This window comes from Novosphingobium flavum (genome assembly GCF_014230315.1).
In the GTDB taxonomy this organism is placed as follows: Bacteria; Pseudomonadota; Alphaproteobacteria; order Sphingomonadales; family Sphingomonadaceae; genus Novosphingobium; species Novosphingobium flavum.
On sequence record NZ_JACLAW010000020.1, the window covers coordinates 1 to 26,650 of the forward strand.

At 64.1% G+C, this 26,650-nt stretch carries 17 protein-coding genes; 5 read left to right on the forward strand and 12 right to left on the reverse strand.

All coding sequences use genetic code 11. From position 1 onward, the window contains the following. From H7F51_RS18150 to H7F51_RS18160, 3 genes are all read right to left on the reverse strand, one after another. On the reverse strand, positions 1-211 hold a 211-nt coding region (locus tag H7F51_RS18150; RefSeq protein WP_221774234.1), incomplete at its 3' end, for a hypothetical protein. 76 nt (positions 212-287) lie between these two features. Further along, positions 288-1,727 (reverse strand): pyruvate kinase, encoded by a 1,440-nt coding sequence (gene pyk, locus H7F51_RS18155; RefSeq protein WP_343061333.1) that lies wholly within the window; start codon positions 1,725-1,727, stop codon positions 288-290. Positions 1,728-1,764: 37 nt separating this feature from the next. Continuing rightward, positions 1,765-3,048 carry a glycerate kinase type-2 family protein gene (locus tag H7F51_RS18160; protein ID WP_185665742.1) on the reverse strand — a complete coding sequence of 428 codons (1,284 nt, stop codon included), beginning with the start codon at positions 3,046-3,048 and terminating at the stop codon, positions 1,765-1,767. A gap of 522 nt (positions 3,049-3,570) precedes the next feature. Between H7F51_RS18160 and H7F51_RS18165 the strand changes: the two genes are divergently transcribed. Together H7F51_RS18165 and H7F51_RS18170 are read left to right on the forward strand one after the other, a co-directional pair. Next, a complete protein-coding gene (locus tag H7F51_RS18165) occupies positions 3,571-5,175 on the forward strand; it encodes an L-lactate permease (protein WP_185665743.1) in 1,605 nt (534 codons plus the stop codon). Continuing rightward, complete coding sequence (locus tag H7F51_RS18170; RefSeq protein WP_185665744.1) at positions 5,172-6,047, forward strand: 2-keto-4-pentenoate hydratase; 876 nt, start codon at positions 5,172-5,174, stop codon at positions 6,045-6,047. Before H7F51_RS18165 ends, H7F51_RS18170 begins: the two co-directional genes overlap by 4 nt. Positions 6,048-6,156: 109 nt before the next feature. On the opposite strand, the gene H7F51_RS18175 is transcribed toward H7F51_RS18170, so the two are convergent. The 9 genes from H7F51_RS18175 to H7F51_RS18215 all read right to left on the reverse strand — a co-directional run bounded on the left by H7F51_RS18175 (position 6,157) and on the right by H7F51_RS18215 (position 22,651). Then, positions 6,157-8,289 (reverse strand): family 10 glycosylhydrolase, encoded by a 2,133-nt coding sequence (locus tag H7F51_RS18175; RefSeq protein ID WP_185665745.1) that lies wholly within the window; start codon positions 8,287-8,289, stop codon positions 6,157-6,159. 79 nt (positions 8,290-8,368) lie between these two features. Next, the gene (gene otnI / locus H7F51_RS18180; protein ID WP_185665746.1) at positions 8,369-9,151 is read right to left on the reverse strand and encodes a 2-oxo-tetronate isomerase; all 783 of its coding nucleotides are present in this window, start codon (positions 9,149-9,151) and stop codon (positions 8,369-8,371) included. A 107-nt stretch (positions 9,152-9,258) separates the two neighbouring features. Beyond that, positions 9,259-11,427 (reverse strand): alpha-amylase family protein, encoded by a 2,169-nt coding sequence (locus H7F51_RS18185; RefSeq protein WP_221774230.1) that lies wholly within the window; start codon positions 11,425-11,427, stop codon positions 9,259-9,261. 97 nt (positions 11,428-11,524) lie between these two features. Beyond that, complete coding sequence (locus tag H7F51_RS18190; RefSeq protein WP_246448694.1) at positions 11,525-14,263, reverse strand: TonB-dependent receptor plug domain-containing protein; 2,739 nt, start codon at positions 14,261-14,263, stop codon at positions 11,525-11,527. A 375-nt stretch (positions 14,264-14,638) separates the two neighbouring features. Beyond that, positions 14,639-15,439: an FCD domain-containing protein gene (locus tag H7F51_RS18195; protein WP_185665748.1), complete on the reverse strand. Its 801-nt coding sequence runs from the start codon at positions 15,437-15,439 to the stop codon at positions 14,639-14,641. 89 nt (positions 15,440-15,528) lie between these two features. Next, positions 15,529-17,688 carry an alpha-amylase family protein gene (locus tag H7F51_RS18200; protein ID WP_185665749.1) on the reverse strand — a complete coding sequence of 720 codons (2,160 nt, stop codon included), beginning with the start codon at positions 17,686-17,688 and terminating at the stop codon, positions 15,529-15,531. A 67-nt stretch (positions 17,689-17,755) separates the two neighbouring features. After that, positions 17,756-18,649 (reverse strand): 2-hydroxy-3-oxopropionate reductase, encoded by an 894-nt coding sequence (locus tag H7F51_RS18205; protein WP_185665750.1) that lies wholly within the window; start codon positions 18,647-18,649, stop codon positions 17,756-17,758. A 58-nt stretch (positions 18,650-18,707) separates the two neighbouring features. Continuing rightward, positions 18,708-21,482 (reverse strand): TonB-dependent receptor plug domain-containing protein, encoded by a 2,775-nt coding sequence (locus H7F51_RS18210; protein WP_185665751.1) that lies wholly within the window; start codon positions 21,480-21,482, stop codon positions 18,708-18,710. 275 nt (positions 21,483-21,757) lie between these two features. Further along, the gene (locus H7F51_RS18215; RefSeq protein WP_185665752.1) at positions 21,758-22,651 is read right to left on the reverse strand and encodes a LysR family transcriptional regulator; all 894 of its coding nucleotides are present in this window, start codon (positions 22,649-22,651) and stop codon (positions 21,758-21,760) included. 94 nt (positions 22,652-22,745) lie between these two features. Here H7F51_RS18215 and H7F51_RS18220 point away from each other — a divergent pair, with 94 nt between their 5' ends. From H7F51_RS18220 to H7F51_RS18230, 3 genes are read left to right on the forward strand one after another with little or no spacing between them, the layout of a single operon-like run. Continuing rightward, the gene (locus H7F51_RS18220) at positions 22,746-23,723 is read left to right on the forward strand and encodes an aldo/keto reductase (protein ID WP_185665753.1); all 978 of its coding nucleotides are present in this window, start codon (positions 22,746-22,748) and stop codon (positions 23,721-23,723) included. A gap of 23 nt (positions 23,724-23,746) precedes the next feature. Then, complete coding sequence (locus tag H7F51_RS18225; RefSeq protein ID WP_185665754.1) at positions 23,747-24,274, forward strand: (2Fe-2S)-binding protein; 528 nt, start codon at positions 23,747-23,749, stop codon at positions 24,272-24,274. Next, positions 24,271-26,589, forward strand: a complete 2,319-nt coding sequence (locus H7F51_RS18230) for a molybdopterin cofactor-binding domain-containing protein (RefSeq protein ID WP_185665755.1) — start codon at positions 24,271-24,273, stop codon at positions 26,587-26,589. The genes H7F51_RS18225 and H7F51_RS18230 overlap by 4 nt, the downstream gene beginning before the upstream one ends. Positions 26,590-26,650 lie beyond the last annotated feature (61 nt).

The following is a 26,650-nucleotide window of genomic DNA, read 5'->3' on the forward strand; positions in this document are numbered from 1 at the left end:
CGCGGTCCTGAAGGCTCTCGCACTCCAGTTCCGCGACCAGCCCGCCCAGCGTGTCGAGGCTCAGCGTTCCGCTTTCCAGCCCGCGCGAAAGCTCCAGCCCGAGCTGGAAAACCGGGTTGAACAGCGGGGTTTGCGCGGTGAGCGGGTGCAATTCCTGCAGGCGCTCCTCCAGGCTGCGGATCGTCGGCACGTCTGTCACGTTTTTGGTCACAAGAGAGTCCAGATCTGCTCAATCACAAGCACCGCATCGAATACTGAGACGTGCAAAACACATGCTCGACGATAGCTTATGAGGCCGAACCCAAGGTCACCACGTGGAGCAGGTTGGTCGCCCCCGGGGTGCCGAAGGGCACGCCCGCCAGCGCGATCAGCTTCGATCCCGCCGAGCCGAAGCCGTGGCGCAGGGCCATGCGCTTGCCCTTGGCGATCATCTCCTCGAAGGTGCCGATGTCCTTGGTGTGGACCGCATAGGCGCCCCACAGCAGGGCGACCTTGCGCGCCACCTTCTGCGAAGGGGTCAGCACCAGCATCGGCACGCCGGGCCGCTCGCGCGCCACGCGCCGCGCGGTCGAGCCCGATCCGGTGAAGACGATGATCCCGGCCAGGGTCACGGTCCGCGCGATCTCGGCCGAAGCGCGGGCGAGGGCGTCGGCAGTGGTGGCGTCGGGCTGGACGTCGGTGAAGTGGATGCGGGCCGAATAGCCCGGCGAATTCTCCACCTGCTTGCCGATCCGGTCCATGATCGTCACGGCCTCTACCGGCCATGCCCCGCTGGCCGTCTCGGCCGAGAGCATCACCGCGTCGGCCCCGTCGTAAACCGCATTGGCCACGTCCGACACTTCGGCGCGGGTCGGGGCGGGGCTCTCGATCATCGATTCGAGCATCTGGGTCGCCACGATCACCGGCTTGCCCGAGCGGCGCGTCGCCTCGACGATCATCTTCTGCAGCGGCGGCACTTCCTCGGGGTTGAGTTCCACCCCAAGGTCGCCGCGCGCGACCATGATCGCGTCGGACAGCTCGATGATCTCGTCCAGCCGGTCGACCGCCGCCGGCTTCTCGATCTTGGCGCAGAGCGCGCCGTGCCCGCCCATCAGGCGCCGCGCCTCGGCCACGTCCTCGGGTCGCTGCACGAACGAGAGCGCGATCCAGTCCGCCCCCTGTTCCACCGCGAAGGCAAGGTCGCGCCGGTCCTTCTCGGTCATCGCCGGCACCGGGATCACCGCGTCGGGCACGTTGACGCCCTTGCGGTCGGAGATGAACCCGCCGACTTCGGCGGTGCACAGGATCGTGTCCGCCTCGGCCTTGATCACGCGCAGCTTGAGCTTGCCGTCGTCGATCAGCAGGCGCTGGCCCTTGCGCAGCACCTCGAACAGTTCGGGATGGGGCAGGCAGACCCGCTCGGCGGTGCCCGGCGCGGGGTCGCGGTCAAGCGTGAAGTGCGCCCCATGACGGATCAGCACCTTGCCTTCCGCGAAAGTGCCGACGCGCAGCTTGGGCCCCTGCAGGTCGCACAGGATCGCCACCGGCCGGCCCATGTCCCGTTCCGCCGCGCGGATCGTGGCGATGGTCTCGGCATGGGTGGCATGGTCGCCGTGGCTCATGTTGACGCGGAAGGCATCGACGCCCGCGCGCAGCAGGCGCTCGACCATTTCCGGGGAGCGGCTGGCCGGTCCCACCGTCGCGAGGATCTTTACCTTGCGCCCGCGTGGCGGGGCTTGGATGGACACCCGGCTGCCGATTTGTCTACGCGTAAGATGCATCGGCCTACCGTTTCGGAACTACGAGGATTGCGCGAAAATCGTTGACGTTCGTCAGCGTCGGGCCGGTCTTGAGCAGGTCTCCTATTCCATCGAAAAAGGTCCCGCTGTCGTGCCTTTCAAGGTGCTGCACCGCGTCCAGCCCCGCGCTCTTTGCGCGGGCCAATGTGTCGGGCGCCATGACTGCGCCGGCTCCGCCGCCACTTGCGCCATCCTCACCGTCCGTATCGGCGGCAAGGGCCCAAATCCCCTCTTTACCGCCGAGCGCGATCGCCAGCGAAAGGGTAAACTCCGTGTTACGGCCGCCACGCCCGGGCGTGCAGCCAGTTAGCGTTACCGTAGTTTCCCCGCCCGACAGAAATAGCGTGGGTTGCTCGACTGGTGCCAATGCAAGCTTCGCCATTTCTGTGCCGAGATCGCGGCTCTCGCCTTCAAGGTCATCCCCCAGGAACTTAACCTCGACCCCTGCATCGTGAGCCACTTGCGCCGCTGCCTCGAGGCAACCTCGCGGCGTCGCGATCAAGCGCACATCGACCTCCGGCACCTCTTTTGCCGGTCCGCTGGGGCGGACCAGTCGGTCATAGGCGGCCCGGCTGATATGATCATGCAGCAGATCGGCGAAAGGCGTGAGATCCCGACCAGCATCGGGATCCGGAATCGTGGGACCGGAGGCGATCGCAGCAACGTCATCGCCCGGGATATCGCTTATTGCGAGAGTGATCACTTGGGCGGGAGCCGCAGCAGCGGCCAGCTTCCCGCCCTTGATTGCCGACAAGCGGCGCCGGATCGCGTTCATCGTGCGGATGTCGAGGCCCGAGGCAAGCAAGGCACGGTTGACCTGCTGCTTGTCAGTCAGCGTCAAACCCTCGACCGGCAAGGCCAGGACTGACGAGCCTCCACCGGAAATCAGCGAAAGCACGAGGTCTTGCGGCGAAAGGCCCGCCACGGCGCCCAGGATTTCCCGCGCCGCCGCTTCGCTGCTGGCATCGGGCACCGGATGGGACGCCTCACGAACATTTATCCGGTCGGTCGATCCGCCATATCCGTAAGGCGCGACCACGGTGCCGGTCAATTCCACATCCGGCCAGGCAGCCTCCACAGCCATCGCCATCGTCGCGGCGGCCTTGCCCGCCCCAACGACTACACAACGGCCTTGCGGCGGTGCTGGCAGGTGTGGCGCCAAGACCTTGCGCGGATCAGCCGCATCCACGGCAGCGTCGAACATACGTCGCAGCAGAGCACGGGCCTTCTCGTCAGTCCAGGCAACGGAATGGTCGGCAAGCGGGGTCATGCGCCAACTCCGTCGTACATCGAACAGGCCAATCCAAGGACTGCATGTGAGCAGGACATCGATCCTTTGCGATTGGCACTCGGACGCTCGGCGACTCGAAACGACGCCCCTTCCTCACGCCCAAAGCCAATTGACTCTATCATCATCCCTCCTCGCCCAATTGGCGCAATCCAGTGCAATCAGCTGGCCGTTGATCGCTATCGAATTTTTGGATAGAGTTTTTTACCAAGATGTGCAATGGTAATTCTTATGAGGCGAAATCATCGTCCGATAAGGTCGCGGAACCCCGACGATCCGGACTCGGACGACGCAACTCCAAGCATTCGCCGATAAGGACATTAAGGACTATATTTCCGATACTTAAGGCAGGTTTCATGCCGATTCCGGCGACATTCCATAACGGCAGGAATCAGCAGAGTTTCAGGTCAGCTAGCTCAGCGGGCATGTTTTCTAACCAATTGGTGCCGGACGCCGGAACCAGCAACCGAAAAGGCCACTCGGCCGGCAATAGGAGGGAGAGGAATGTTTCACCAGTTGGTCACACCGATCGCGGGCAGCCTGCCGCTGTCGTTCGCGGCGGCGGCCGTGCCCATAGCGGTGGTCCTGGTATTATTGGGGGTTCTGCGCCGACCGGCCTGGCAGGCTTCCAGCGCCGGCGTCCTCATCGCACTACTCCTTGCCACCCTCGTTTGGAAGATGCCGGTCGGCCTTGCGATCAACAGCATCGCCGCCGGCGCGACATTCGCGGCATGGCCAGTCATGTGGATCGTGCTCAACGCGCTGCTGCTCTATAACGTCTCCGTCATCTCCGGTCGGTTCGAGCAGTTCCGCGCTTGGATGGTCGAGCACCTGCCGAACGATAGCCGCGTGGTTCTCGTCGTGATCGGCTTCGCCTTCGGCTGCCTGCTCGAAGGCGTCTCCGGCTTCGGCACACCCATCGCCATCACCAGCGCCCTGCTGGTGGCGCTGGGCTTCCGGGCGGTCGATGCCATCGTCTTCACACTGATGTTCAACACCGCCCCGGTGGCATTCGGCGCGCTCGGCGCCCCGGTGACGACGCTCGGTGCCGTCACCCAGCTACACGACGTGACGCTCGGTGCGATGATCGGCCGACAGTTGCCGCTGATTGCCATCCTTCTGCCGTTCTATGTGATTGGCGTATTTGGTGGCCTCCGCGCGGTAAAAGGCGTCTGGCCGGTCCTGTTAGTGGCGGGCGGCTCGTTCGCCTCGGTCCAGTTCGTATCGTCGAACTACCTTGGCTATGCCCTGACCGATGTGCTGTCCTCGCTCGCTTCGCTCATCGCAACTCTGGTGTTCGTGAAGCTGTGGAAGATGACGCCCGATCCGGAATTCGCCCTGCACCGCCCGCAGGCCGAAGGGGCGCCCCATCATGAAGGCAGCGCCAAGTGGCAGGGCTGGCTGCCGTGGATCGTGCTCTCGGTGACGGTAATCATCTGGGTCCACCTAAAGCTCAACACCATCGGCGAAATGAAGATCGAGTGGCCGGGGCTGCACAACGCCGTGTTCATCACGACCTACGGCAAGCCCTATGCGGCGATCTGGACCTTCCAGCCGCTGGCCACCGGCACCGCGATCCTCGTCTCCACGTTCGTGACGGCGCTGCTGGTCCGGCTCTCGCCCGCGCAGTTCGTGATCGCCATCAAGGGCACTCTGCGCCAGATAAAGCTGCCGCTGGCGACGACGATGATCATCGTCGGGCTAGCCTACCTGATGAACTATTCGGGCATTGCCTATACGCTCGGCGTGGGCATCGCCTCGGTGGGCATCTTCTTCCCGCTCGTCTCGGCCTTCCTCGGCTGGCTGGCCGTGTTCCTCTCGGGCAGCGACACCTCAGGCAACGCGCTGTTCGGCAACCTGCAGGTGGTCGCGGCGCACCAGTTGAACCTCAGCCCGGTGCTGATGGCGGCAACGAATGCCTCGGGCGGCGTGCTGGGCAAGATGGTCTCCCCGCAGAACATCTCGACCGGCACCTCGACCACCGAATGCAAGGGGCAGGAAGGCGTGATCCTTGCCCGGACGTTCAAGCACAGCATCTTCCTGACCCTGCTGCTCGGTCTGATCGTCATGGTCCAGCAGTACGTCTTCCCCGGAGTGATCCCGCAATGACGCGAATGGGCCGTTACCTGCCCGGCGTGGGGCTGGCAGCAGTGCAACTGCTGCTAGCCTCCTGCACTACGGCCTCGCCGCAAGGCGGGGCCTATCTGCGTGGGTTCGAGGCGGCCGAATCGGCCGGCCGGCCCTTCGCCCCGATTACCGACAGCTTGCCCTACGCGGATCAGGCCGAGGCCTATCGCCTGCAGGCCCGCCTCGTCGCCCGCCGCGTGGCGCGTGGTGACAAGGTGGCGGGCTACAAGGGCGGGTTGATGTCCGAGGCATCGATGCGCGGGCGCAATGTCGGCGAGCCGCTGGTCGGCGTCCTGTTCGCCTCGGGCCGTGCGGCGAGCGGGGATACGGTTTCGCTCTGCGGCTATCGCAAAGCCTCGTTCGAGCAGAAGCTGGGCTTCGTCTTCGCGCGGAGCGTCGCAACGCTTCCGGCTGATCCCGCGGCTTTGGCCGGGGCGGTCGGCCAGGTGGTGCCGGTGGTCGACCTGCCGGACATCGCCTACCGCGATCCCGATCATTACGGCGCGGTCGACATGGTGGCTGCGAACATCTCGGCCGCCCGCTATGTGCGGGGCGCGGCCGCTGCGCCGGCGGGCACCGATCTAAACGGCCTCAAGGTTTCGATGACCCGCGACGGCCAACCGCTGACCTCGGGCTTCGGGCGCGAATCGATGGGCGAGCAGTGGGGCAGTCTCCACACGGCGGTGCGGCTGATCCTGCGCAGCGGCCGGCGGATCAAGGCCGGTGACCTAGTCATTACCGGCAAGATCGGCGACCGGGGCTGGTTGCCGCCCGGCGACTATCGTTCGGACTATGGCCCGCTGGGCGTGGTCGCATTCCGGGTCGCGCCCTGCATGAGCGCGCTGGCCCACTGACGCGGACTACTACGCGGGTAATAGCCTGCGCCTTTCCATTTCCCGGGTAAGAGAAAGGCGGCGCCGGGGATTTCCCGACGCCGCCTTTGTCCTGTTGTGGCAAGCCGCCTCAGGTCAGGACGACCACGTCATAGGTGTCAAGCGTCGGCAGGGTGAAGCTGGTATAGCCGCTACTGCGCCGGATCGGCAGTTCGCGGTTGCTGCTCGCCATCCGTGCCGAGGAATACGAACCCCGGACATCGACGTTGATGCCGCTCATCGGGATCGCCGGATGATAGGCCACCTGTGCAGCGCCTGACAGGTTCACGAAGTGGACGAGCGTGCGATTGGACGCCTTCTGCACCTGCAGTGTCATCTGCACAGTCGGGTGGGCATTGGTCCTGATCTGCCGGCCTGCCGGCAGCAGGTTGTCGATCAGGTCACCCACCAGCGCGGCGTGATGGACGGCACTCGCGCGGTGGTAGAGGTCACCGATGTTCCACGGGATGTAGGCGAGCTTGCCCTTGCCATAGTCGGCGAAGTGCAGGCCCGGCATGGAGGTGTCCCGCATGTTCTCGCCGACCATCTCCATCGGGTTAATCTTCGTCGGCGGGACGAAAGTCAGCGCCGACTTGCCGTTCGGCTCCAACTCCAGATAGTCGCTGTAGAAGAACATCAAGTCAGTGTCCGCCAGCGAGGGCAGCAGCGCTTTGTCCTGCACACGCCAGTAGGAGGCAAGCGTCTCCTTGCGGCGCCAGGCCTTGACGACCGACGGCAGGCTCAACTCGGGCAGGACTGCGCCTGCGGCCAGCACCCGCCCGCCCTGACGGAGATAGGCGTCCAGCGCCTTAGGCGCGCCCTTACTGGAAATGACCAGATCGTACTTGTCCGGGTTCCTCTCGACCCAGCTGAGATCGCGCGACAGCACGAAGGGAATGTGCTGCTCGGTCAGGAGGCGGAAGAAGCCGGCCATGTCAGTCTTGGCATTCTCGCCGCCGCTGCCAAGTTCAGTACTGTCCCGGTAGCCGAAGCCGCCATTGCCGGGCGGGTTACCTTCGGTGCGATTTTCGCCGTAGCGGAACAGCGCGGCCGCCAGGGACGATTGCGGCTCGTCCAGCAGCAGGACGCGGGCGGCGTTCTCCTGCCGGACGTACAGGTCTTCGTGGTCCTTGTGGAACTTGAAGGCCGGGGCCGCGCCCTTCTGGGCGTTCTGGTCGAACTGGTGATGGCTGCCGTTGACGAATAGGTACGGGCCGGCGCCGTTCGCCATGTTCTGGTAGGAGCGGATTTCGCCCTCCGGCGCGGGCCGGTGGGCATAGCGCCAGCGGCCGTCGAGGAAGGCCGCGTCGTTGTTGAACTGCATCCGGTCCGGGAAGGCGGCGCGGGCGCGGTTGACCGTCTCGCTCGCATCGTAGAGCCAGAGGGCATGGGCTTCCGCGATCGGGGCGCCGTGGGTTTCGGAGTTGGTGGAATCCGCCTCGCTCCCGACCATATAGTTGATGTTCGGGTTCTTCGCCTTGGCAAAGGCGCGGATCTTGGCCGCAAGGTTGGCCGCGCCTTCGTTCATGAAGGCGATGTAATCGTCATCCGGCTTGGCCGGGATATCACGGTTGTACTTCTGGCGGAACAGCGCCTTGCAGTTGTCGCAGTGGCACGGCCCGAAAGCGTTGCGCTGCCCGCCGCCGTAGTTGAAGAACATCCCGTCGAACGGATAGCGGCTCAGCGCCTCATCCATGATCTTGAAGATGTGGCTCTGCATGTAGCCGCCATTGATGCACATGGCATAGGTGTCATTCCAGAGCGGCGATTCCCCGGCGGCATTGCGCTGTACCCAGTCGGGGTGCGCCTCGATCACCTTCTTGTCCTGATTGACCGTCCATTCGAACCGGGCGACGACGTAGATGCCCTTGGCATGGGCCTTCTTGACGATTTCGCCGATCAGGTCCCGGCCCGCCGGCAGCGACGGGGCGATGGTGTGGAAGGGCACCTTGGTCGGATAGAAGGCGGCGATCCCGGCCGTGGGCAGGACGACCGCGTTGGCGTTCAGATCGACCAGCGTCTGGACGAAGGCGTCGCTGTCAGTCGGCGCCTGGTACTGGTTATAGAGGAACAGCGCCATGCGGACCGACTCGTCGATCCACCAGCGCTTGCCCGCCGAAGCGAGGGGAGCGCCGAACGCGGATTGCGTTCCACTTGCGGCAAGGGCCGTGGCCACGGCCGCGCTTCCGGACAGGCTCAGCGCATCGCGACGTGAATAGGTCATTTCCTCTCCCCTGAATCTGGCTTGATTATCGAGCGCAAGGCGCGGCTCGCCGCCTCCCTGCGCAGTGCTGTTGGAGCATTCAGCCCAGGTATGGCCTGGCCCAGCCGAGCCCCTCGGTCGTGGTCGTAGCGGGGGCATATTCACAGCCGACCCAGCCTTCGTAGCCAAGCGCGTCGATGCGCGGCAGCAGCCAGCCGAAGTTGATCTCGCCGCTGCCCGGTTCGTGCCGACCCGGATTGTCGGCCAGCTGGATATGGCCAATCTTGGGCAGCAGCCGCTCGATCGACCGGGCCAGATCGCCCTCCATGACCTGCAGGTGATAGATATCGAACAGCAACTGCACATTGTCTCGCCCGACCTGCTCGATGATGTCCATCACCGCAGCCGAGCGATCATAGAAATAGCCGGGAATATCGACGCGGGTGTTGATGGGTTCGAGGACGAGGGTGATCCCGTCACCCGCGACCGCATCGGCGGCGAGGCGGATGTTCGCGATCAAGGTTGCGGTCCACGCCGCACGGTCCGCGTCCACCGGGATCTTCCCCGCCATCAGGTGCAGCGTCTTGCAACTGGTCGCGCGGGCATAGGTCAGTGCCGTCTCGATGCTGGCGCGGAATTCCTCGGCCCGCGCCGGATTGGCCGCATAGCCGCGATCCCCCGCCGCCCAGTCGCCCGGAGGCATGTTGAACAGGGCGAAGGTCAGGCCGGCCGCGCGCATTCGCTCGGCGACGGTTTCGGCCGGCTCGCCATAAGGCGAAACGCATTCGACCGCCTTGAAGCCTGCTGCCGCAGCGGCCGCGAACCTGTCGAGAAACGGCAGGTCGGTGAAGAGCATCGTGAGGTTGGCGGCCAGTCTCGTCATAATTCCTCTTGGGCTTTGGTTAGGCTTCGGCCGGGGCCGAGCGGTAGAATCTGCGGGTTGTTATGCCGGAAGATGCCCGCCCGGCAGACCGGACGGGCATCCCACCGCTACGCAAGATCGATGGCAATCACTTCGTGCAATGTGATCGACGGGATTTTCACGACCAGCCGGCCGTTCGCATTCTGCGCCTCGGCGTCCGTCCCCGCTTCCAGCAGGCGCACCCGCCTGACCTTCGCGTCGGCCGGGAGCCGCAGGCTGACCTCGTAGGGGCCGGCCGGGAGGATTTCGCGCATGTAACCGCGCATCGCCATCGGGTTGGTCAGGTTGACGAGGTGGGCGGCGATCGAATTCTGCTGCCGCCACAGGCTGATATCGACGAAGCCCGGCCCCTTGACAGTCATCGGCTGTTCCTCACCCGCCGCCCAGAGGACCGCATTGCGCAGGACCGCAAGGTGATCACCGCTCGAACATTCCCAGAAGGTCCGGTCGAGGTCGGTCGGGATATAGACCACGCGGCCTTTCCCGAAAGTGCCGGCATAGACCATCGGAACCTCGGTCTGCCGGGTGGTCGGGAAGACCTTTTCCATCGGCAGGTCGGGATAGCTTGGGACCAGCGTGAGAGCCGGCGCTTCGCCGCCGGGGCGCGACGTGACGTGGACCAGCTTGGTCCCACCCATGATCCGCGGCGTATCGTCGATCCCCACGGTCAGCGGACCCGGCCCGCGTACCGTCAGGTAGCTGTTCTGCACCCGCCGGTCGACCTGACCCTTGAAGTCGCAGCCGAACAGCTCGGCAAGTCCGAAGTTCGCGCGCGGCTGGCCCCATTCGTCGTAGAGCGAGGTTTCGTACGTGGCGACGAGCGCCCCGCCCCGCTCGACATAGCCGCGCAGAAGAGCGCACTGCCGGTCGGACAGGGCGGCGATGTTGGGCAGCACCAGCACCTTGTAGCGGTCGATATATTCGGGATCGAGCTGGCGCTCGTCGGCAAAGCAGAACGGAATCCGCGCCTCGACGAGGGCCTGATAATACCCGTTGGTGGCATCGTCGGCGCCCATGCGCAGGGTCTGCGCATCCATCGGCCCCGCCGCCCCGGTGTCACGCCGCGCATCCGGGGTGTAATAGGTCGACGTCTGGTGCGATTGCACCATGGCAACCCGTGCGAGGTTGTCCGTATTGCGGAAATAGTCCTCGTTCGCCGCGTGCCAGCTATAGGCCTTCTCGATCACCGGGACCCAACGCTTGTCGAACACCTCGGCCTTGAACTTGGTCATCCACGGACGGAAGCCATGCGCCAGCCCGTCGTGCAGGTAGGCCGCGATTTCCGGCCCGGACTGAACCGAATCCATGAAACGATAGGGCGTTGACGTCTCACCCACCGCGAAGATCCCGCTCATCGGGCGGTCCTGCATCAGGCAGTAGGTTTCCTTGGCGCTGCGGCCGTTGAGCCAGGCCGGCCCTTCCCCGCTGCGCCCCTGCCGGTCAGCGTAGATCGAGCGAACCGTCTCGCGCAGGCGGCGAGGATCGAGCCGCCCCCATGTGCCGGGCGTAAAGAAGGCATTCGGGTTGATCGCCTGAACGGTGTCGGTCCACAGCTTGAGCTGGGCATAGCGCTTTTCATCGTCCCAGATCAGGTAGGCCCGCACCGCGGGATCGCGCGGGTTGGAGAGGGCGGTCGGCAGATCGAGGCCGCTCTTGGCCTTGAATTCGCTCTTGCACAGATCGCAGTGGCAGATGCCGGCGCTGCCGGCCCAGCGGTTCCCGAATATACCGTCGACCGGATAGGTGCTGACGATCTCCTCCAGCACCTGCGGCATCCACTCGAACGTGACCTTGCCGTTCGGGCAGGTCAGGTACAGGCCCGGATCGGTCGGATGGCGCTTGACCGATCCGTCCGCATTCCGCGCGACCCATTCGGGGTGGGCAGCGAGCGCATCGTCGTGCATCGCGTGCGGATCGACCCGGCCAAGGACCCGGATGCCCATCTTCTTGCAGGCATGAACAAGCTCGCCGAACATGTCCCCCTTGCCAAGGTAGGGACTGCGGTAATGGTAAGGCACCTTGGTCGGGTAATAGGCGCTGACCCCGCCCGCGCTGAGGCAGACCCCCTGAGTCTTGGTCCTCGCCAGGAAATCGAGCCAGAACTGCTTGTCGTAGCGACCCGGATCGTCATCCGTTGCGCAGATCTGTACCCAGCGCATCGGGCCCCATTCCCAGCCTTTGCCCCTCTCCGTGGTGGCCGCCATCAGCGATGCCGGCAGGGTGGACAGAAGTCCCATTCCAGCCCCCCCCTTCATCACTGTCCGGCGATCCACCGCGAAGCTCTGCTTTTCCATGTCCTCGGAGCCCATCTGTTGTCCTCTCACCGGTCCGCCGTCACCAGCGGGCCCTGATACCGACGCCGAAGTTGCGGCCGATCGTATCGTAAAAGCCCGATGCGTTGGCAGCGCCGGCACGAACGATCGTGCTTTCGGCAAGCAGAGGCGGAGCGACATTGGTGAGATTCTCGACCTTGGCGAACAGCTGGAGCTTGGGAGTGATGTCGATGGTCGCGCTCAGGTCGAGGTAGTAGCGGCCCGCGTAGGAGTTTTTGTCGAGATCTAGCGGACCGTAGGAGTTGTCATACTTGCCGCCGCCAACGAAGTTACCAAGCAGGCGCAGCAGGACCGGGCCCTGATGGTAGGACACGGTGGTGGCCGCGCGCCACTTAGGCGTGGCGTTCGTCCCGGTCAGTTGGCCTGCCGTGTCGGTCACAACCCCGTTCGAAATGGTGGTAAGCCGGTCGACATAGGTTGCGACCGTCGAAAGGGTGAGGTCACCATCGCCCAATGCGGTCCGGTATGAGGCTTCGATATCCAGACCGCGCGTCTTCAACTGCTGCGCATTGAAGGTCGTGACCTGGACTTGCGTAATCGTCCCTGCCGAATTGCGTTGGACGCCCGCGCAGAACACGGCCGAGCCGGCAAAGCAGCGATCGATCACCTCCTGCGCGATCAGAGCCGTAATCGCCCCCGTTAGATTGATGTCGAAAGCATCGACGGAGAACTGGAACCCGCGCAGGAAATCTGGGCGCAGGACGACGCCGAATGTCAGGGTATGGGCCGATTCCGGCTTCAGCGCGGCGTTGCCGCCCGAAAGTGTTGCGACGACGACCGATTGGTTCGTCGTGCGATCAATCACCCCGTTGCCCTGCCGCACGGTGGCCGCCGCGAAGAGTTCGTTGATCGTCGGAGCCCGGAAATCCCGCGAGTAGGTACCGCGAAAGCGGATCTGGTCGTTGACGTTCCAGTTCAGGCCGACCTTCCATACGCCGGTGCCGCCACTGGTGCTGTAGTCGACATAGCGTCCGGCCAGATCAAGCTGAAGATCGCGGGCGAAGGGCACATCCTTGGCCAGCGGGACGCCGACTTCCAGATAGGTTTCCTTGACGTTGACCGCCCCCTGGTAGGGCGCGGAACTGGCCTGCCGCCAGCCGTTGATCGCCGACACCGGGTCGGATTTCAGGTCGACCGTTTCCCGGCGATATTCCGCGCCGAACGCCGTCTGGACCTCACCCGCCCAGGTCGACAAGGGGCTACCCTTGATATTCAAATTGACATCGACTTGGTTCGAATAGGCGCGGATCCACGAAGTGCCCGTCACCCAGTCCACCGCCTGAGCCGAAACCGTATTGACGCCGAAGGGATTGACCGGAACGCATCCATTGGTGGGATCGGCCAGGGTCGAGCGGCAGATAGGCTGTCCATTCGTGCCGATCACCGTGTCAAGCGCCTGCGTCCAGCGCGCGTTGTTCCGGTTGTGCAGGCTCTGGTTGTCGTAAACTGCGTGCGTGTAGTTGAAGTTGGCATCCCACGACCAGCCGCCGCCGATCTCACCATTCAGCCCTGATGAGGTACGAATGTAAGTGTTCTTGGTCGTATTGTCGTTAAGACCAAGCTCGGGATTGAGGCGCCCCAGCGTGAACGAGGCCATGCTGTTGGCCAGCATGAGCGCGCGAATGTTCGCCGGGAGGAAGGCGTTGTCCGCTTTGATCGTGATGTCGCCGTTATTGTAGTTGTAGTTGTTGGTTTGCCGCTGCTCGCTGCGCGCGAACAGGACGTCGACGTGGCCGGTCAGGCTTGGCGAAAAGTCGTAGCTCGCGCGGGCATAGCCATTATATCGCTTGCTGGACGGGGTCAGCACCGCGAAGTTCGGCTGCAGCATCAGCCCTTCACCGCCCTGCATCCAGATCGAGCTGACGTTGGTGCCTTGGACAAACTGGCTTTGCGCCCCGTTCACACCAAACTGGATGTTCTTGAGCGCGCCGCTGCTGGTTATCACGCCGCCGTAAGTCATCGAGGACAAACGGACATCGGGAACGATCAACTGGCGGAACTGCCCGTTGCTCGTGGTATAGGACTGGTTCGGAATCAGGGTCAGGCCGTTGCTGCCCCAGTCCCGCGCGCCTTGATAGAGGATGTCCGGGCGATTGAAGTAGGACACGGCCGCCACGATGTGGCCGCGATCTTCGGCAAACCCGGTGCCATACGCCAGGCTGGCAGAAAATGTCCGTGCGTCGCCCTCGCCCGAGATGCCGTACTGGGCGTCAGCCTTGCCGCCCTTCAGCTTGCCGTCGAGGAATACGTTGACCACGCCGGTCACGGCGTCGGAGCCATAGACGGACGAGGCACCGCCAGTCACGATTTCAAGCCGCTTGATCAGCGCCGGCGGCAAGAGGTTGAGGTCGAAACCGCCGGTCGGGCTCGAATTCATGGTGCGCTGGCCGTCGATGAGGACAAGCGTGCGGGTCGCGCCGAGCGAGCGGATGTTGAAGGTCGATGCACCGACGTCGGTGGCCGAACCGTTGTTCCGGTTGGGGCGCAGAGCGGGCATGTCGCGCAGTAAGTCTACGACTGAAGTCGGCGCCTTGGCCTGCAACTGCTTTTCGTCGAGCGACGTGACAGGCATAGGCGTATCGAATGTCGAGCGCGCAATACGGCTCCCAGTGACGACAATGTCCTGACCCGGCACTTTGTCAGCCGCCGTGTCCGCAGCGACAGCGCCCACATCCGGTGCAGCCTGCACTTCTGCGGCCAAAGCCCCGGAACCCATGGCCAGTAGCCCGACGCTGGCCATCAACAGAGCGATCCCGCTTCTCGAACGCATATGCCTCTCCTGCCTTGCAAGCGCACCCACTCGCCCGATTGGGAAGTGGGTGCATTCTTGATCATGTTTTATGTCCATACCATATCATGGTATGTTTTTATGTCCATAATCAATTTTGCGTTACTGCAGAGAGAATGAACCTCCCATTTTCAAGGCCTATTTGGCGCATTCCGTGGGAACGATGTATGACCATTCGCGTCGCACAGTTGCCCAAGCAAAATCCATCGACACTCGCCGCCGATAATCATCCCCGCCAAGGGACCACGCATCCAGCCAGCACAACGAAGGGCGCGGAAATCTTGCATTCCCGCGCCCTTCGTTGTGCTGGCTGGATGCTGAAGCGGCCTAGCGGGCCCCGCGCACCGTTCGGGTCTTGCCTGAAGCCACTAAATCGCTGCGGGCCAGCCGCCGGATCGAGGCTTCGAGCCGCCGCTCCTCGTCGAATATCTCGCGCTGCGTATGCATCGCCGTGGTCATATGCTCACCCGCAGCTGCACGCGCCGCATTGGCATCCCGGGCCATGATGGCATCGTAGATCGCCTGGTGCTCGTGCAGTTGGGATTCGCGTTGCCGACGATGTTCGTAAAGATTCTTGCGGTTCAAATAGACGTTGGAGCGCAGGATTGTCTCGATGCTGCGCATGAAGTGAAGCATCATGAGGTTGTGACTTGCCTCATAGATCGCAAAATGGAACTCGGCGTCCGTCCTAGCGATCTCTTCGACGTTCTGCTGTTCATGTGCGACCACCATCGCCTGAAACCATCTGGTGATCGTTTCCCGGTCGACTTCGGAGGCACGCTCCGCCGCGAGCCCTGCCGCGGCCGCCTCGACCACGGCGCGAAGCTCGAGGCAATCGAACCGCGCCTCTGGTGTATCCATGAGTTGCACCAGCGGATCGCGCATGCTCTTGCCGATGTCCTCGCTGACATGAGCCACACCCTGCGCGTTTGTGGTCAGCAAGCCATCGGAAATCAGCTTGTCCAATGCCTCGCGCAGCGACGGCCGCGACACATCAAGCTTGGTAGAAAGGTCTCGCTCGGACAACAGCCGCTCACCGGGCTGCAGCGATCCTTCGAGGATCATCTGCTTGATGTGTTCAGCGATTGCGTCCGCCAGCTTGTGGGGTCTGATCGATGTCGTGCTCATTCAACAAACCGTAAAATATATTGGCGCAAAAACATAGCCAGACTTGTGGACAATCGGAAGGCCCCATTTCGCCGGCGGAGCTATGGCCATTAGGACAGCAACAATGCCTCGAACGCGCCCACCGGCGGCAGATCGTACCATGTCCGCCCCGGATCGCCGGGCCGGGTCACGCCCTGCACGACCACTCCGGAAACGAGCGCCCGAGCCTGCCCGGGAGCCGGTCCTGCAACGCCGATACTGAGGCCATGCAGTGCCGGCGGCGCATCGTAGCGCCCGTTCCGCTGGCCGGCATAGTTGATCACATGGAGAAGCGTGTTCGACGCTCCGCTGCGCATGACGGTCAGTTCAACCGCGCCGTCGCCTTCGAGCACGAAGCGCTGGGGCCGTCCGTAGCGTGTGACCAGCGCGGTGAGGAGTTGCTGGTTCACCAGTAGACCGTCACGGTAATACTGCCACTCGTTGAGGAACGGAATGTGGGCAACGTGCCCGGCGCCGTGCTTGCGTACCAGCAGCCCCGGCGCTTCGCGCGGCTTGCTGCCCGGCACGATGTAGCTGTACTCCGGCGGACCCCAGCGGATGTCGGGAATGAATGGAATGAGGTTCTCGCTCCCCTCGCGCACCGGCCCGCCGAAGTAGAACCCGTCGATCGGTGTCGGATTGGGGGAATGGCGCAGCGTGCCCCGCGCGGAATCGAGCGTCCAGCCTTCTGCTTTCTGCGGCTCGCCAAAGCTGGCCAGCGGGGACGAGGCAAGCGGCATGGCCGTGCGAAGATGCCCCTGCTCGTCATAGCCCGCCGTCATGCCGGAGGTGACCAGCAGGCCGCCGGCCGCAACGAAAGCATCGAGCGCCGCGGCTTCCGCGTCCGACATGCACACCACATTGGGGGCCAGGATCACGTCGAAGTCGGCCAGCTTCGTCTTGCCCGATACCACTGCCTCGCCCTGCACGAACTGGAACGGCAGGCGCGAATCCACCAGCATCGAATAGGCCCCGCGCGTGGTGCCGTTGCGATAGCCCACCCACGGTGTCGCCGCGGTGAAGCTCTCGTTCGCCGATGAATCGTACAGGCCGATCCGCGCCGCCGGAGCCGTGTTCAGGTAATGGGCGCTGTTCGCCGCCTCCCACTTGAACAGCGCGGACAGCGGCGGGAGGTAGGTCTGGTCGTCCTGGTCCTTGAGGCTGCCCATCAGATAGAGGTCGAGCCGCCCACCGTTCCCCAGCATCTGGGCGAAGCGGTTGATGTGGTAATACGGCGTCTCCGTCACGAAGCGCCAGGGGTAGTCGATGTGCGCTGTCGAGGTGGAGGAGAACGGCTTGCCCGGCCCCTGCGCCTTCGCCCGGCGGATCTGCTCGCCCGACTGGTACTGCCATTCCGGCGCCGGGCGCCTGACCCGGCGCTGCAGTTCGCCGCGACCGACAAACTCGTAATCTTCCCCGCGAAAGATCGGCACGCCAGGGATCAGTTCGTCAGCCAGGGCGTGCATCCGCTTGAAGATGTCGTCGAGCACGCGCCGCTGGAATTCGAGGTACGACCGGTAATTCGGGTCGGAGAAGGTGAACTCCTTCGGGAGGTCTTTGTCGTACATCTTCCGGAACGCGGTGCGGCAGTTGTTGCACACGCAGAAGCCTCGATTGCGCCCGGCATAATCGTTGACGCCAAAGCCCACGCCGTTGAAGAACACCCCGTCCGGCTTGTAAGCGGTCAGCGCTTCGCGCAGCATCTTCAGCGCATAGTCCTGCAGCCATGCGCCGTTGGGGCACGCCTGGTAGGTGCCGGCGAACTCGGTCGGCGCCCCGTCCGCATAGATCCCGAACCAGTCCGGATGGGCGTCATAGACGCTCTTCAGCGCTTTCGACGTATCGAACCGGCCAAGATAGACCAGCCCCTCGGCATGGCACGCCGCGATCATCTCCTTGACGAAGTCGTTCTTGAGGAACGGATTCTTGTACTGGAGCGGCAACCTGGTGGGATAGAACGCGACAATACCGCCAATATTTGAGACGATCGCGGTCCCACCGAAGTCCTTCACCGCCCGTGCCATCTCGCGCGGATCTTCCAGCGCGTCGATCTCGCGCAGGTTGGTCTGGACGATGCGGTAATCCTGCTCCCACCAGCGGCGGCGGTCGAAGTCCCCGGCTTTCGGCCCCACGGCGCGGGCGACGGCGATCCCGCCCCCGCCGAGGGTGAGGCCCCCAAGTGACAGACCCTGCAACACCTGACGGCGCGAAGCCTCGAACGATTGCGACATACTCATCCCTCTACACTCAAGACATTGCATCGACCGGCCGCGGCCGAGAACCGCGGCCGGTCTCCCCTCATTCGACGGAGGGCGCGACTTCGTGCTCGGCCAGGAATTCCAGCGCGCGGACCATGGCAGAGTGATCCCAATCCTTGCCACCATGGGCCACGCAGGCGCTGAACAACTGCTGTGCCTGGGCCGTATTCGGCAACGCCATCCCCAACGCGCGCGCGCCGGACAGAGCGAGATTGAGATCCTTCTGGTGCAGCCCGATCCGGAATCCCGGCGCGAAAGTGCGGTCGATCATGCGCTGGCCGTGAACCTCTAGCACACGCGAGGCAGCGAATCCGCCCATCAGGGCTTCGCGCACTTTTGCAGGATCGGCCCCGGCCTTGGAAGCGAACAGGAGCGCTTCGGCCACGGCCTCGATGTTGAGGGCGACGATGATCTGGTTTGCGACCTTGGTGACCTGTCCCGATCCGACGCCCCCGACATGGGTGATGTTCTTGCCCATGAGCTCGAGCAGTGGACGTACATGCTCGAACGCCTCAGGCTTGCCGCCGCACATGATGGTCAGGCTGGCGGCCTTGGCACCCACCTCCCCGCCTGAAACGGGTGCATCGACGTAATGACAACCCAGTGCCTCAATCCTCTCCGCGAACCCGCGCGTCGCGATAGGATCAATCGAACTCATGTCGACCACGTGTGTGCCCGGCCGCAGCCCAGCCGCGACACCGCCCTCGCCGAACAGGACGGATTCGACATCCGGGGTATCCGGCAGCATCAGGATGACGACCTCTGCCGATGCCGCAAGGTCGCGTGCGCTGCTGCTCACGAAGGCGCCGCCCGACACAAGTTCCTGCGGCAGGGGCGAACGATGGCCCAGCACGAGCAACTGGTGCCCTCCGTTCAACAGATGACCGGCCATGGGTCGCCCCATGATGCCCAAACCGATGAATCCGATCTTCATGGTACCTCTTTCGCAATTTCACAAAACGGAGGGCGGGCCACCCCGCCCTCGCATCTACTCAGAACTTGAGGCGCGCGCCCACGCCCACGACCCGCCCCCGCATATCGTAGAACTGCGATGAAGAGGCCGCGGCGACGGTGATCGTGTTCGCCGCGATCAACGGCGGATCGGTGTCGAGCAGGTTCTCCACCTTGGCATAGAGCTGGATGTTGTCGCTCACATCATATTGCGCCGACAGGTCCGTGTAGAGGAACGCCGGGTAGTTGTTCCGGTTCAGATCGAGCGCGCCGTAGGTATTGTCGTATTTGCCCGGCCCGACGTAGTTGAACAGAACCCGGAAATTGAACGGCCCCTGGCCATAGCTGATGGTCGTCGAACCGCGCCACTTGGGCGTGGCATAGGTGCCGGTCAGTTGCCCCGCCGTGTCCACCGACCCGCTCCCGGTAGAGCTGATCAGGCGGTCCGTGTAAGTCGCCACGGTGCGCAGCCCCAGTTCGCCGCTGCCCAGCGGGATCTGGTAGGACAGCTCGAAATCGAGACCGCTGGTCTTGAGCGTCTGGGCGTTGAAGGTCGTGACCTGGACCTGGGTGATCGTTCCGGTGGAGTCGCGCAGGATGCCTGCGCAGAAGGTCTGGTCGCCCGCGGCGCACCTGTTGACCACTTCCTGGGGCGTCGGAACCGTAATGGCATCACGCAGGTCGATATTGAAATAGTCGACCGAGAACTGAAGCCGAGGAATGAAGGACGGCTGGAGCACGACGCCCGCGGTGAAAGTGTGAGCCACTTCCGGCTTCAGCTTGGGATTGCCGCCCGCCAGCGTATTCACGTTGGCGGACTTGTTGTTCACGAAGTCGATCACCGTGTTCCCGGCGCGCAGCGACGAAGCCGAGTACAGGTCATCGATCTTCGGCGCACGGAAATCCTTGGAATAGGTCCCGCGGAAGCGGATCGAATCGTTGACGGCCCAGTTGAGACCGACCTTCCACACGGCGGTGGAACCGCTCGTGCTGTAGTTCACGTAGCGACCTGCAAGATCGAGATCGAGGCTCTTGGCAAAGGCCGATTCCGAAGCCAGCGGGACGCTTGCTTCGCCATACCCCTCCCACACGCGCAGGGCGCCATAGTAGGATGCAAACGTCCCCTGCCGCCAGCCGTTCAGGTCCGAAATCGGATCGGACTTGTTGTCGACCGTGTCGCGGCGATACTCGATGCCCGTCGCCAGCTTGATCGGCCCGGCCCAGGTCGCTCCGAGGTCGCCCGACAGGTTCCCGGCAACGTCGACACTGTTCGAATACGAGCGCTGGTAAGAGGTACCGGACGCATAGGCGACAACGGCCGGGGTAAGCGAATTGAGGCCGAAAACATTGGCCGGAACGCAGCCATCGGTCGGGTTCGTCAGCGTCGAGCGGCAGATCACCTGCCCGTTCGGCCCCATGACGGGATCGATCGCCTTGTTCCAGTTGATATTGTTGCGATTGTTTTGACCGAGGTTTTCCGACCGCGCGTGAGTGTAGGATGCCGAAACGTCCCACTTCCAGCTACCGCCCAGCGGTCCCTTGAGACCCGCACCGACACGCAGGTAATCGTTGGTCGTGGTGTTGAGATTGACGCCCATTTCAGGGTTGATGCGCCCCAGCTTGACGGTCTGGAGATTGTTGGAGACCATTTGCGCGAGGATGTTCGCCGGCAGGTAGGGGTTATCACGATTGATCGTGATGTCGCCGTTGTTGTAGTTCCAATTATTGGTCGCCTGATTGCGGGAGCGGGCAGCCAGCACGTCGACGCTGGCCTCGACATCCGGGGTCACTTCATAGGTCAGACGCGATAAGCCGCTGAACTGGCGAGCCGCTGTTGCGATCAGCGCGAAATCGGGCTGCGGCATGAGGCCGTCGCCACCCTCCATCCAGACCGTGCCAACATTCGTTCCCTGCACGAACAGGCTCTGCTGCCCGTTGGCCCCAAACTGAATATTCTTGAGCGCGCCGGCCGTCGTGATGAGCCCGCCTAGCGTCATCGAGGACAGCCGGGCATTCGGCACGATCACCTGGCGGAACTGGCCGTTGGTCGCCGTGTAAGAGGCATTCGGCAGCAGCGTCCAGCCTTGGCTGCCCCAGTCCCGCGCGCCCTGATAGACCATATTCGGGGTCTCGCGATAGGAACCGGCGATCACGAAATGACCGCGTCCGTCGGCGAATTTGGTGCCGTAGATCAGGCTCGCGGCGTAGGTATTGAGGTCACCATGCGTACTCTGCGAATACTGGGCATCGACCTTTGCGCCCTCGTACTTGGTGTTGAGGATCATGTTGACGACGCCGGTGACCGCGTCGGAGCCATAGACCGATGATGCGCCGGCGGTGACGATTTCCATGCGCGAGATCAGCGGTGCAGGAATAACGTTGATGTCGAACCCGCCAACCGGGCTAGTGTCCATGAGCCGCTGGCCATCGAGCAGGACAAGCGTCCGGCTCGGGCCGAGCGAGCGCATGTTGAAGTTGCTGACGCCGATGTTGCGGCCGCTGCCGACGGTCTGGTTGGGCCGGAGGGCCGGCACGTCGCGCAGCAGGTCGACCGCGCTGGTAGCCGCCTTCGCCTCGAGCTGCTTTTCGCCGATGGAAGTAACCGGCGTCGGCGTCTGGAACGTAGTCCGGGCGATGCGACTGCCGGTCACGACGATGTCTTCGTCAGGCGTCGTCGGCCCCGCGCGGGTCTCGTCAGCCGGCGCTACCGCTTCAGCGGCGAGAACCGCATCCACGGCTTGCGCCTGAGCCGCCCCGTGCATTGCTACAAGGCTGGCGCTCGCCATCAGCGCACAGGTCTTGCTCCAGTAAGCCATCATCCCTCTCCAAGATTATTGGCCGGGCGTTCACGCCCGCCGCTTAACCTTTGGATAGCGCGACACACCGAATCACGCAATGGTCAACTTTTCTTTCCGTTTTATTTTTTCAGGTGAGGCGTCACGGCCACATCCGGCGGCCTGCCGACACTCACTTGTTCCGCATCATATATCTGATTTTGGTCGTGTTTTTCCGGCCATTATAGCAGATAAATTCTGGTAATATGATGGAGCCATCGGTGACAGTACAGCCCGGAAAGGTGTGAATCAAACAGTCAGCTCCGAAAGCGCAGGGCCTCGACCACGACCGCGAAGGCCGGAGGGAGTTCCCGCCGGCTTGGATAGTAGAGGTGATGCCCCGGGAACGCAGGGCACCAGTCTTCTAGAGCGCACACCAACCGGCCCTCGGCAATGTGCTTGCGTACCTGGTCTTCCATCACGAACGCGAGACCATGCCCCGCGAGTGCCGCACTCAATGCGACGCTTGAATCGTTGACCACCAACGGGCCATCGACGCGGACATTGAGCGGCACTCCGTCCTTTTCGAACTCCCACGCATAGATCTCACCCTTGGTGGCCATGCGCAGGTTGATGCAGGCATGATCGGTCAGATCGCGCGGAGTATCGGGCGTGCCCCGGCGAGCGAAATATTCTGGCGCGCCCACCACGACCAGGCGCAGGTCCGGCCCGATCCGCACTGCGATCATGTCCCGCTCCACCCTCTCGCCTAGCCGCACTCCGGCATCGAAGCGATCAGCCACGATGTTGGTGAGCGCGCTATCGAGCGACAGCTCGATCTGGATATCGGGATAGTCTGCGAGAATGCGGTCGACCGCAGGCCAGAGGATGGTTTCGGCGGCATGGCGGCTGCACGTTATGCGCACGGTTCCCGCTGGACGATCGCGGAAACGGCTCAGCGAAACGAGGCGCGCCTCGATTTCGCCAAGCGCGGGACGGAGCGCTTCGAGCAATTGTTCGCCTGCCTCGGTTACCCCGACATTGCGCGTGGTGCGCGACAGGAGCTTGATCCCGAGTTGTGCCTCCAGGCGCTTGACCGTCTGGCTGATAGCCGATTGCGAGGTGCGGAGGCGGGCCGCCGCGCGGGTGAAGCTGCGCTCTTCCGCAACGGCGGCGAAGGCGGCGAGGTCGCCCAACTCGTTTCGCGCCATTTATTATTCTCCGATATAGGTTCATGCCGAACTTAGTGGCTAATCGCAATTATCTCCATCCTTTACAAAGGCACTGCAACGAAGGAGCACCGCCTTGAAACAGCGCACACTCGGCAATGGCCTCGAGGTCTCCGCAATCGGCCTCGGCTGCATGGGCCTCAGTTTCGGCTATGGCCCCGGACTGGCCCGCGAGGATGGCATTCGCCTGATCCGCTCCGCCCACGAACAGGGGGTAACCTTCTTCGATACCGCTGAAGCCTATGGCCGGCTCAACGAGGAGATGGTCGGCGACGCGCTGGCCCCGGTGCGCGAGCGGGTGGTGATCGCCACCAAGTTCGGCTTTCGTGACGGCGACAGCACCCAGGGTCTCGACAGCCGACCTGAGCGCATCCGCGCCGTGGCCGAGGAAAGCCTGCGGCGGCTGCGGACCGACCGGATCGACCTGTTCTACCAGCACCGGGTCGATCCGGCCGTGCCGGTCGAGGATGTGGCGGGCGCGGTTCGCGACCTGATCGCCGAGGGGAAGGTCAAGCATTTCGGGATGTCGGAGGCCGGGCCGGAATCGATCCGCCGCGCCCATGCGGTGCAGCCGGTAACGGCGCTGCAGAGCGAGTATTCGCTGTGGTGGCGCGCACCCGAAGCAGAAATCCTGCCGCTGTGCGAGGAACTGGGCATCGGCCTCGTGCCGTTCAGCCCGCTCGGCAAGGGGTTCCTCACCGGCGCAATCAGTGCCGACACCGAGTTCGACAAGACCGACTTTCGCAACATTGTGCCCCGCTTCTCAACCGAAAACCGCGAGGCGAACAGCCTGCTGGTTGAACAGATCGGCGTCATCGCGGCGGCGCGCGGGGTTACCAACGCGCAGATCGCGCTGGCCTGGGTCATGGCGCAAAAGCCGTGGATCGTGCCGATCCCAGGCACGACCAAGGCGCACCGCTTGACGGAAAACCTCGGTGCAGCGAACATCGCGCTCACCTCGAACGAACTGGGGCGGATCGCCGATGTTCTGGCTGCGACCGCGGTGCAGGGCGAGCGCTATCCGGCGGCACTGGCAGCCCGCGCAGGACGCTGAACCGACACATCGGGAGATTGGGTATGACGGCCCTCAAGATCAACGGAACGATGCGGACGGTGACCTCGCCGGCGGGGACGCCGCTGCTCTATGTCCTGCGCGACGAATTGGGAGTGATGACGCCCAAATTTGGCTGCGGCCTCGCCCAGTGCGGCGCCTGTTCGGTGCTGCTGGACGGCGAGGAGATCCGCTCCTGCGTCACCCCGTTCGACAGCATCGAAGGCAAGGAGGTGACCACGGTCGATGGCTTGCCCGGGCGCTGGGCCAGACAACGAGGCCTTACGCCCGAGCAGGCCGCCGGCAAGCTCCATCCGGTGCAGGAAGCATGGGCGGAGGAGCAGGTGCCGCAATGCGGCATCTGCCAGTTCGGCATGATGATCAAGGTGACCGAACTGCTCGAGCACAATCCGGAACCGAGCGACGCGGACATCAAGGCGGCGCTGACTACCTCCGGCCCCTCCCCCCATTTGTGCCGGTGCGGCAGCTATGCCGCGATTCTTGACGGCGCTCACCGCGCCGCGCGCCTGATGGCGCAGGGTGGCGCCAAGTGAGCGCGCCCGTGAACGCCGGTCCGCAGCTAAGCCGCCGGGGGTTCCTTGCCTCGGGCGGCGTGCTCGTCGTCGCGGTCAGCCTGAAGCCGTCGCTCGCCGGCGCCGACATCGTGGCGACCAATTCGCTCGACCCGGCCCGCCCGGCTTCGTGGATCGAAATCCATGCCGACAACAGCGTGCTGATCCGTACCGGCAAGTGCGACTTCGGACAAAGCTCGATCTTCACCGCCTATCGCCAGATCGTCGCCGAAGAGCTGAGCGTCCCGCTGGAGGCGATGAAGACGGTCGTCTCCGGCGATACGGACCGCACGCCCGATGGCGGCGGCACCTTCGGCTTGCTGCGCACCAATGTGCTCAACCTGCGCAAGGCCGCGGCCTATACCCGCGAGGCGGTGCTGGACCTTGCCGCGCAGAAATTCGGCGTGGCCCGCACCAGCCTGACCATCACCGAGGGCGTCGTTTCCGGCGGCGGCAAGTCCGCCACTTACGGCGAACTGGTCACCGGGCAGGACCTGCGGCTGACCATCCCGGTGACTGGCGACCTCACCGGGTTCGGCGGGATTCAGGTCACGGGAAATCCTCCGCTCAAGCCGACCTCCGCCTATACCATCGTCGGCCAGCCGTTCGCGAACAGCTCGATCCGCCCCAAAGTAGCGGGCGAGACAGACTGGGTCGGCGACGTGAAGCTGCCGGGGATGTTGCACGCCCGCACGATCCATCCCGCGACACTGGGCTCGAAACTGGTGTCGGCAGGCAAGGTCGATGCCGCGCAGTTCCCCAAGGCACGCGTCGTGGTGATCGGCAATCTCGTCGCGGTGGTGGCGCCAACCGAATGGGAGGCCATACAGGCGGCGCAGCAGGTCGCGGCCGAGACGAAGTGGAGCGAGTGGAAGGGCTTGCCCGGCCATGAGCGCTTGCAGAACCACCTGGACGAGCGGGTAGACTGGCGGGAAGTGCCGGTCAGGCAGGGGGCCGCGAACAAGGGCGATGCGCCCACGACCCAGGCAAAGGCCGCCAAGGTCCACGCGGCCACCTATTTCATGCCCTACATGAAGCACGCGCCAATCGGGCCGATGGTGTCGCTGGCGGATGTGAGACCCGATGGATCGGTCACCCTGCACAGCCACAGCCAGCACCCGCAACTGCTGCGCAGCCATATCGCGCGAATGCTCGGGACGTCGGAAGCGAAGGTGATCGTCCGGACCTATCCGGGACCGGGTCACTTCGGCCGCTCGAACGGCGGCAGCGCAGGCTCCGAGGACGAGGCCGTGCTGCTTTCGCGCGCACTGGGCCTGCCGGTGCGGGTGCAGTGGATGCGTGCCGACGACATGCAATGGTCGACCCAATCGGCGCCCACGCTGGCCCGGATCGCCATCGGGCTCGATCCTTCGGGGCGGATCGCCTCCTACAAGGCCGAGCACCACGGTCCGCCGATGCAGGATGACCGGCCCATCGGCGCGATCCTTGCCGGCCTGCCGACCATCCCTCCGCCGAGCGCCACCAATCCCTTCAGCCTCCATAACGCCGCGATGAACATCGCCGACCGTTGGGTTTACGGGGCGATTTCGAACGTGGAGGAGCTGGGCCACGGCACCGACCAGATCGGCCAGCGCGAGTCCCCGCTGGGCATCGGGCTGCGCGATCATTCGATGCGCACCCCGGTCCAGTTCCAGCAGAACTTTCCGCGCGAGCTGGCGATCAGCGAGGCCGCGGCGCTGGCCGGGGCCGACCCGCTACAGTTCCGGCTCGATCATGTGACGGATGAGCGCGTCAAGGCGATCCTGCTACGCCTGCGCGAGGAATCGGGATGGGTGACGCGTCCAGCCTCGGTCCGCACCCGCGACGGGCATGGCGACGCGCCGCTGCGCGGTCAGGGCGTGTCGATCATGCTGCGCGACAACGGCTATTGGGCCTGCGCGGCGCATATCGCGGTCACCCCGGCCAGCGGCGAGATCAAGGTCGAGCGTGTAACCATCGTCGCCGATCCCGGAATCGTCGTGAACCCGCTCCAGTTGAAGCGGCAGGTACAGGCCGGCTGCCTGATGGGGGTAAGCCAGGCCCTGCATGAGGAAGTGGCCTTCGATGAAGGCGCGATCACGTCGGCGGACTGGTCGAGCTATCCGATCCTGACCATGGCTGAGATGCCCGAGATCAAGGTCGTGATCGCGGCGCGGCCGGAAGTCGGTATCTATGGCCAGGGTTCGGAGAGCGCCAACGCGCTGGCCGCCCCTGCTATCGCCGCCGCCGTGTTGGACGCGACCGGCAAGCCCGTGCGCCGCCTTCCGCTCCGACCGGAATACCTTCGGACTTCTTGAATCGGAAAGCCCGCGTTTCACGCGGGCGAACTGCTGTAGAATGCAGGAACAAAGTGAAGGT

What these genes read in the sequence shown, in the direction of transcription:
- H7F51_RS18185 (WP_221774230.1), bottom strand. Translation starts at nt 11,427, where the DNA reads ATGGGACTTCTGTCCACCCTGCCGGCATCGCTGATGGCGGCCACCACG.
- H7F51_RS18210 (WP_185665751.1), bottom strand. Translation starts at nt 21,482, where the DNA reads ATGGCTTACTGGAGCAAGACCTGTGCGCTGATGGCGAGCGCCAGCCTT.
- H7F51_RS18190 (WP_246448694.1), bottom strand. Translation starts at nt 14,263, where the DNA reads ATGGCCAGCGTCGGGCTACTGGCCATGGGTTCCGGGGCTTTGGCCGCA.
- H7F51_RS18215 (WP_185665752.1), bottom strand. Translation starts at nt 22,651, where the DNA reads ATGGCGCGAAACGAGTTGGGCGACCTCGCCGCCTTCGCCGCCGTTGCG.
- H7F51_RS18170 (WP_185665744.1), top strand. Translation starts at nt 5,172, where the DNA reads ATGACGCGAATGGGCCGTTACCTGCCCGGCGTGGGGCTGGCAGCAGTG.
- H7F51_RS18205 (WP_185665750.1), bottom strand. Translation starts at nt 18,649, where the DNA reads ATGAAGATCGGATTCATCGGTTTGGGCATCATGGGGCGACCCATGGCC.
- H7F51_RS18160 (WP_185665742.1), bottom strand. Translation starts at nt 3,048, where the DNA reads ATGACCCCGCTTGCCGACCATTCCGTTGCCTGGACTGACGAGAAGGCC.
- H7F51_RS18165 (WP_185665743.1), top strand. Translation starts at nt 3,571, where the DNA reads ATGTTTCACCAGTTGGTCACACCGATCGCGGGCAGCCTGCCGCTGTCG.
- H7F51_RS18200 (WP_185665749.1), bottom strand. Translation starts at nt 17,688, where the DNA reads ATGTCGCAATCGTTCGAGGCTTCGCGCCGTCAGGTGTTGCAGGGTCTG.
- H7F51_RS18225 (WP_185665754.1), top strand. Translation starts at nt 23,747, where the DNA reads ATGACGGCCCTCAAGATCAACGGAACGATGCGGACGGTGACCTCGCCG.
- H7F51_RS18195 (WP_185665748.1), bottom strand. Translation starts at nt 15,439, where the DNA reads ATGAGCACGACATCGATCAGACCCCACAAGCTGGCGGACGCAATCGCT.
- otnI (WP_185665746.1), bottom strand. Translation starts at nt 9,151, where the DNA reads ATGACGAGACTGGCCGCCAACCTCACGATGCTCTTCACCGACCTGCCG.
- H7F51_RS18175 (WP_185665745.1), bottom strand. Translation starts at nt 8,289, where the DNA reads ATGACCTATTCACGTCGCGATGCGCTGAGCCTGTCCGGAAGCGCGGCC.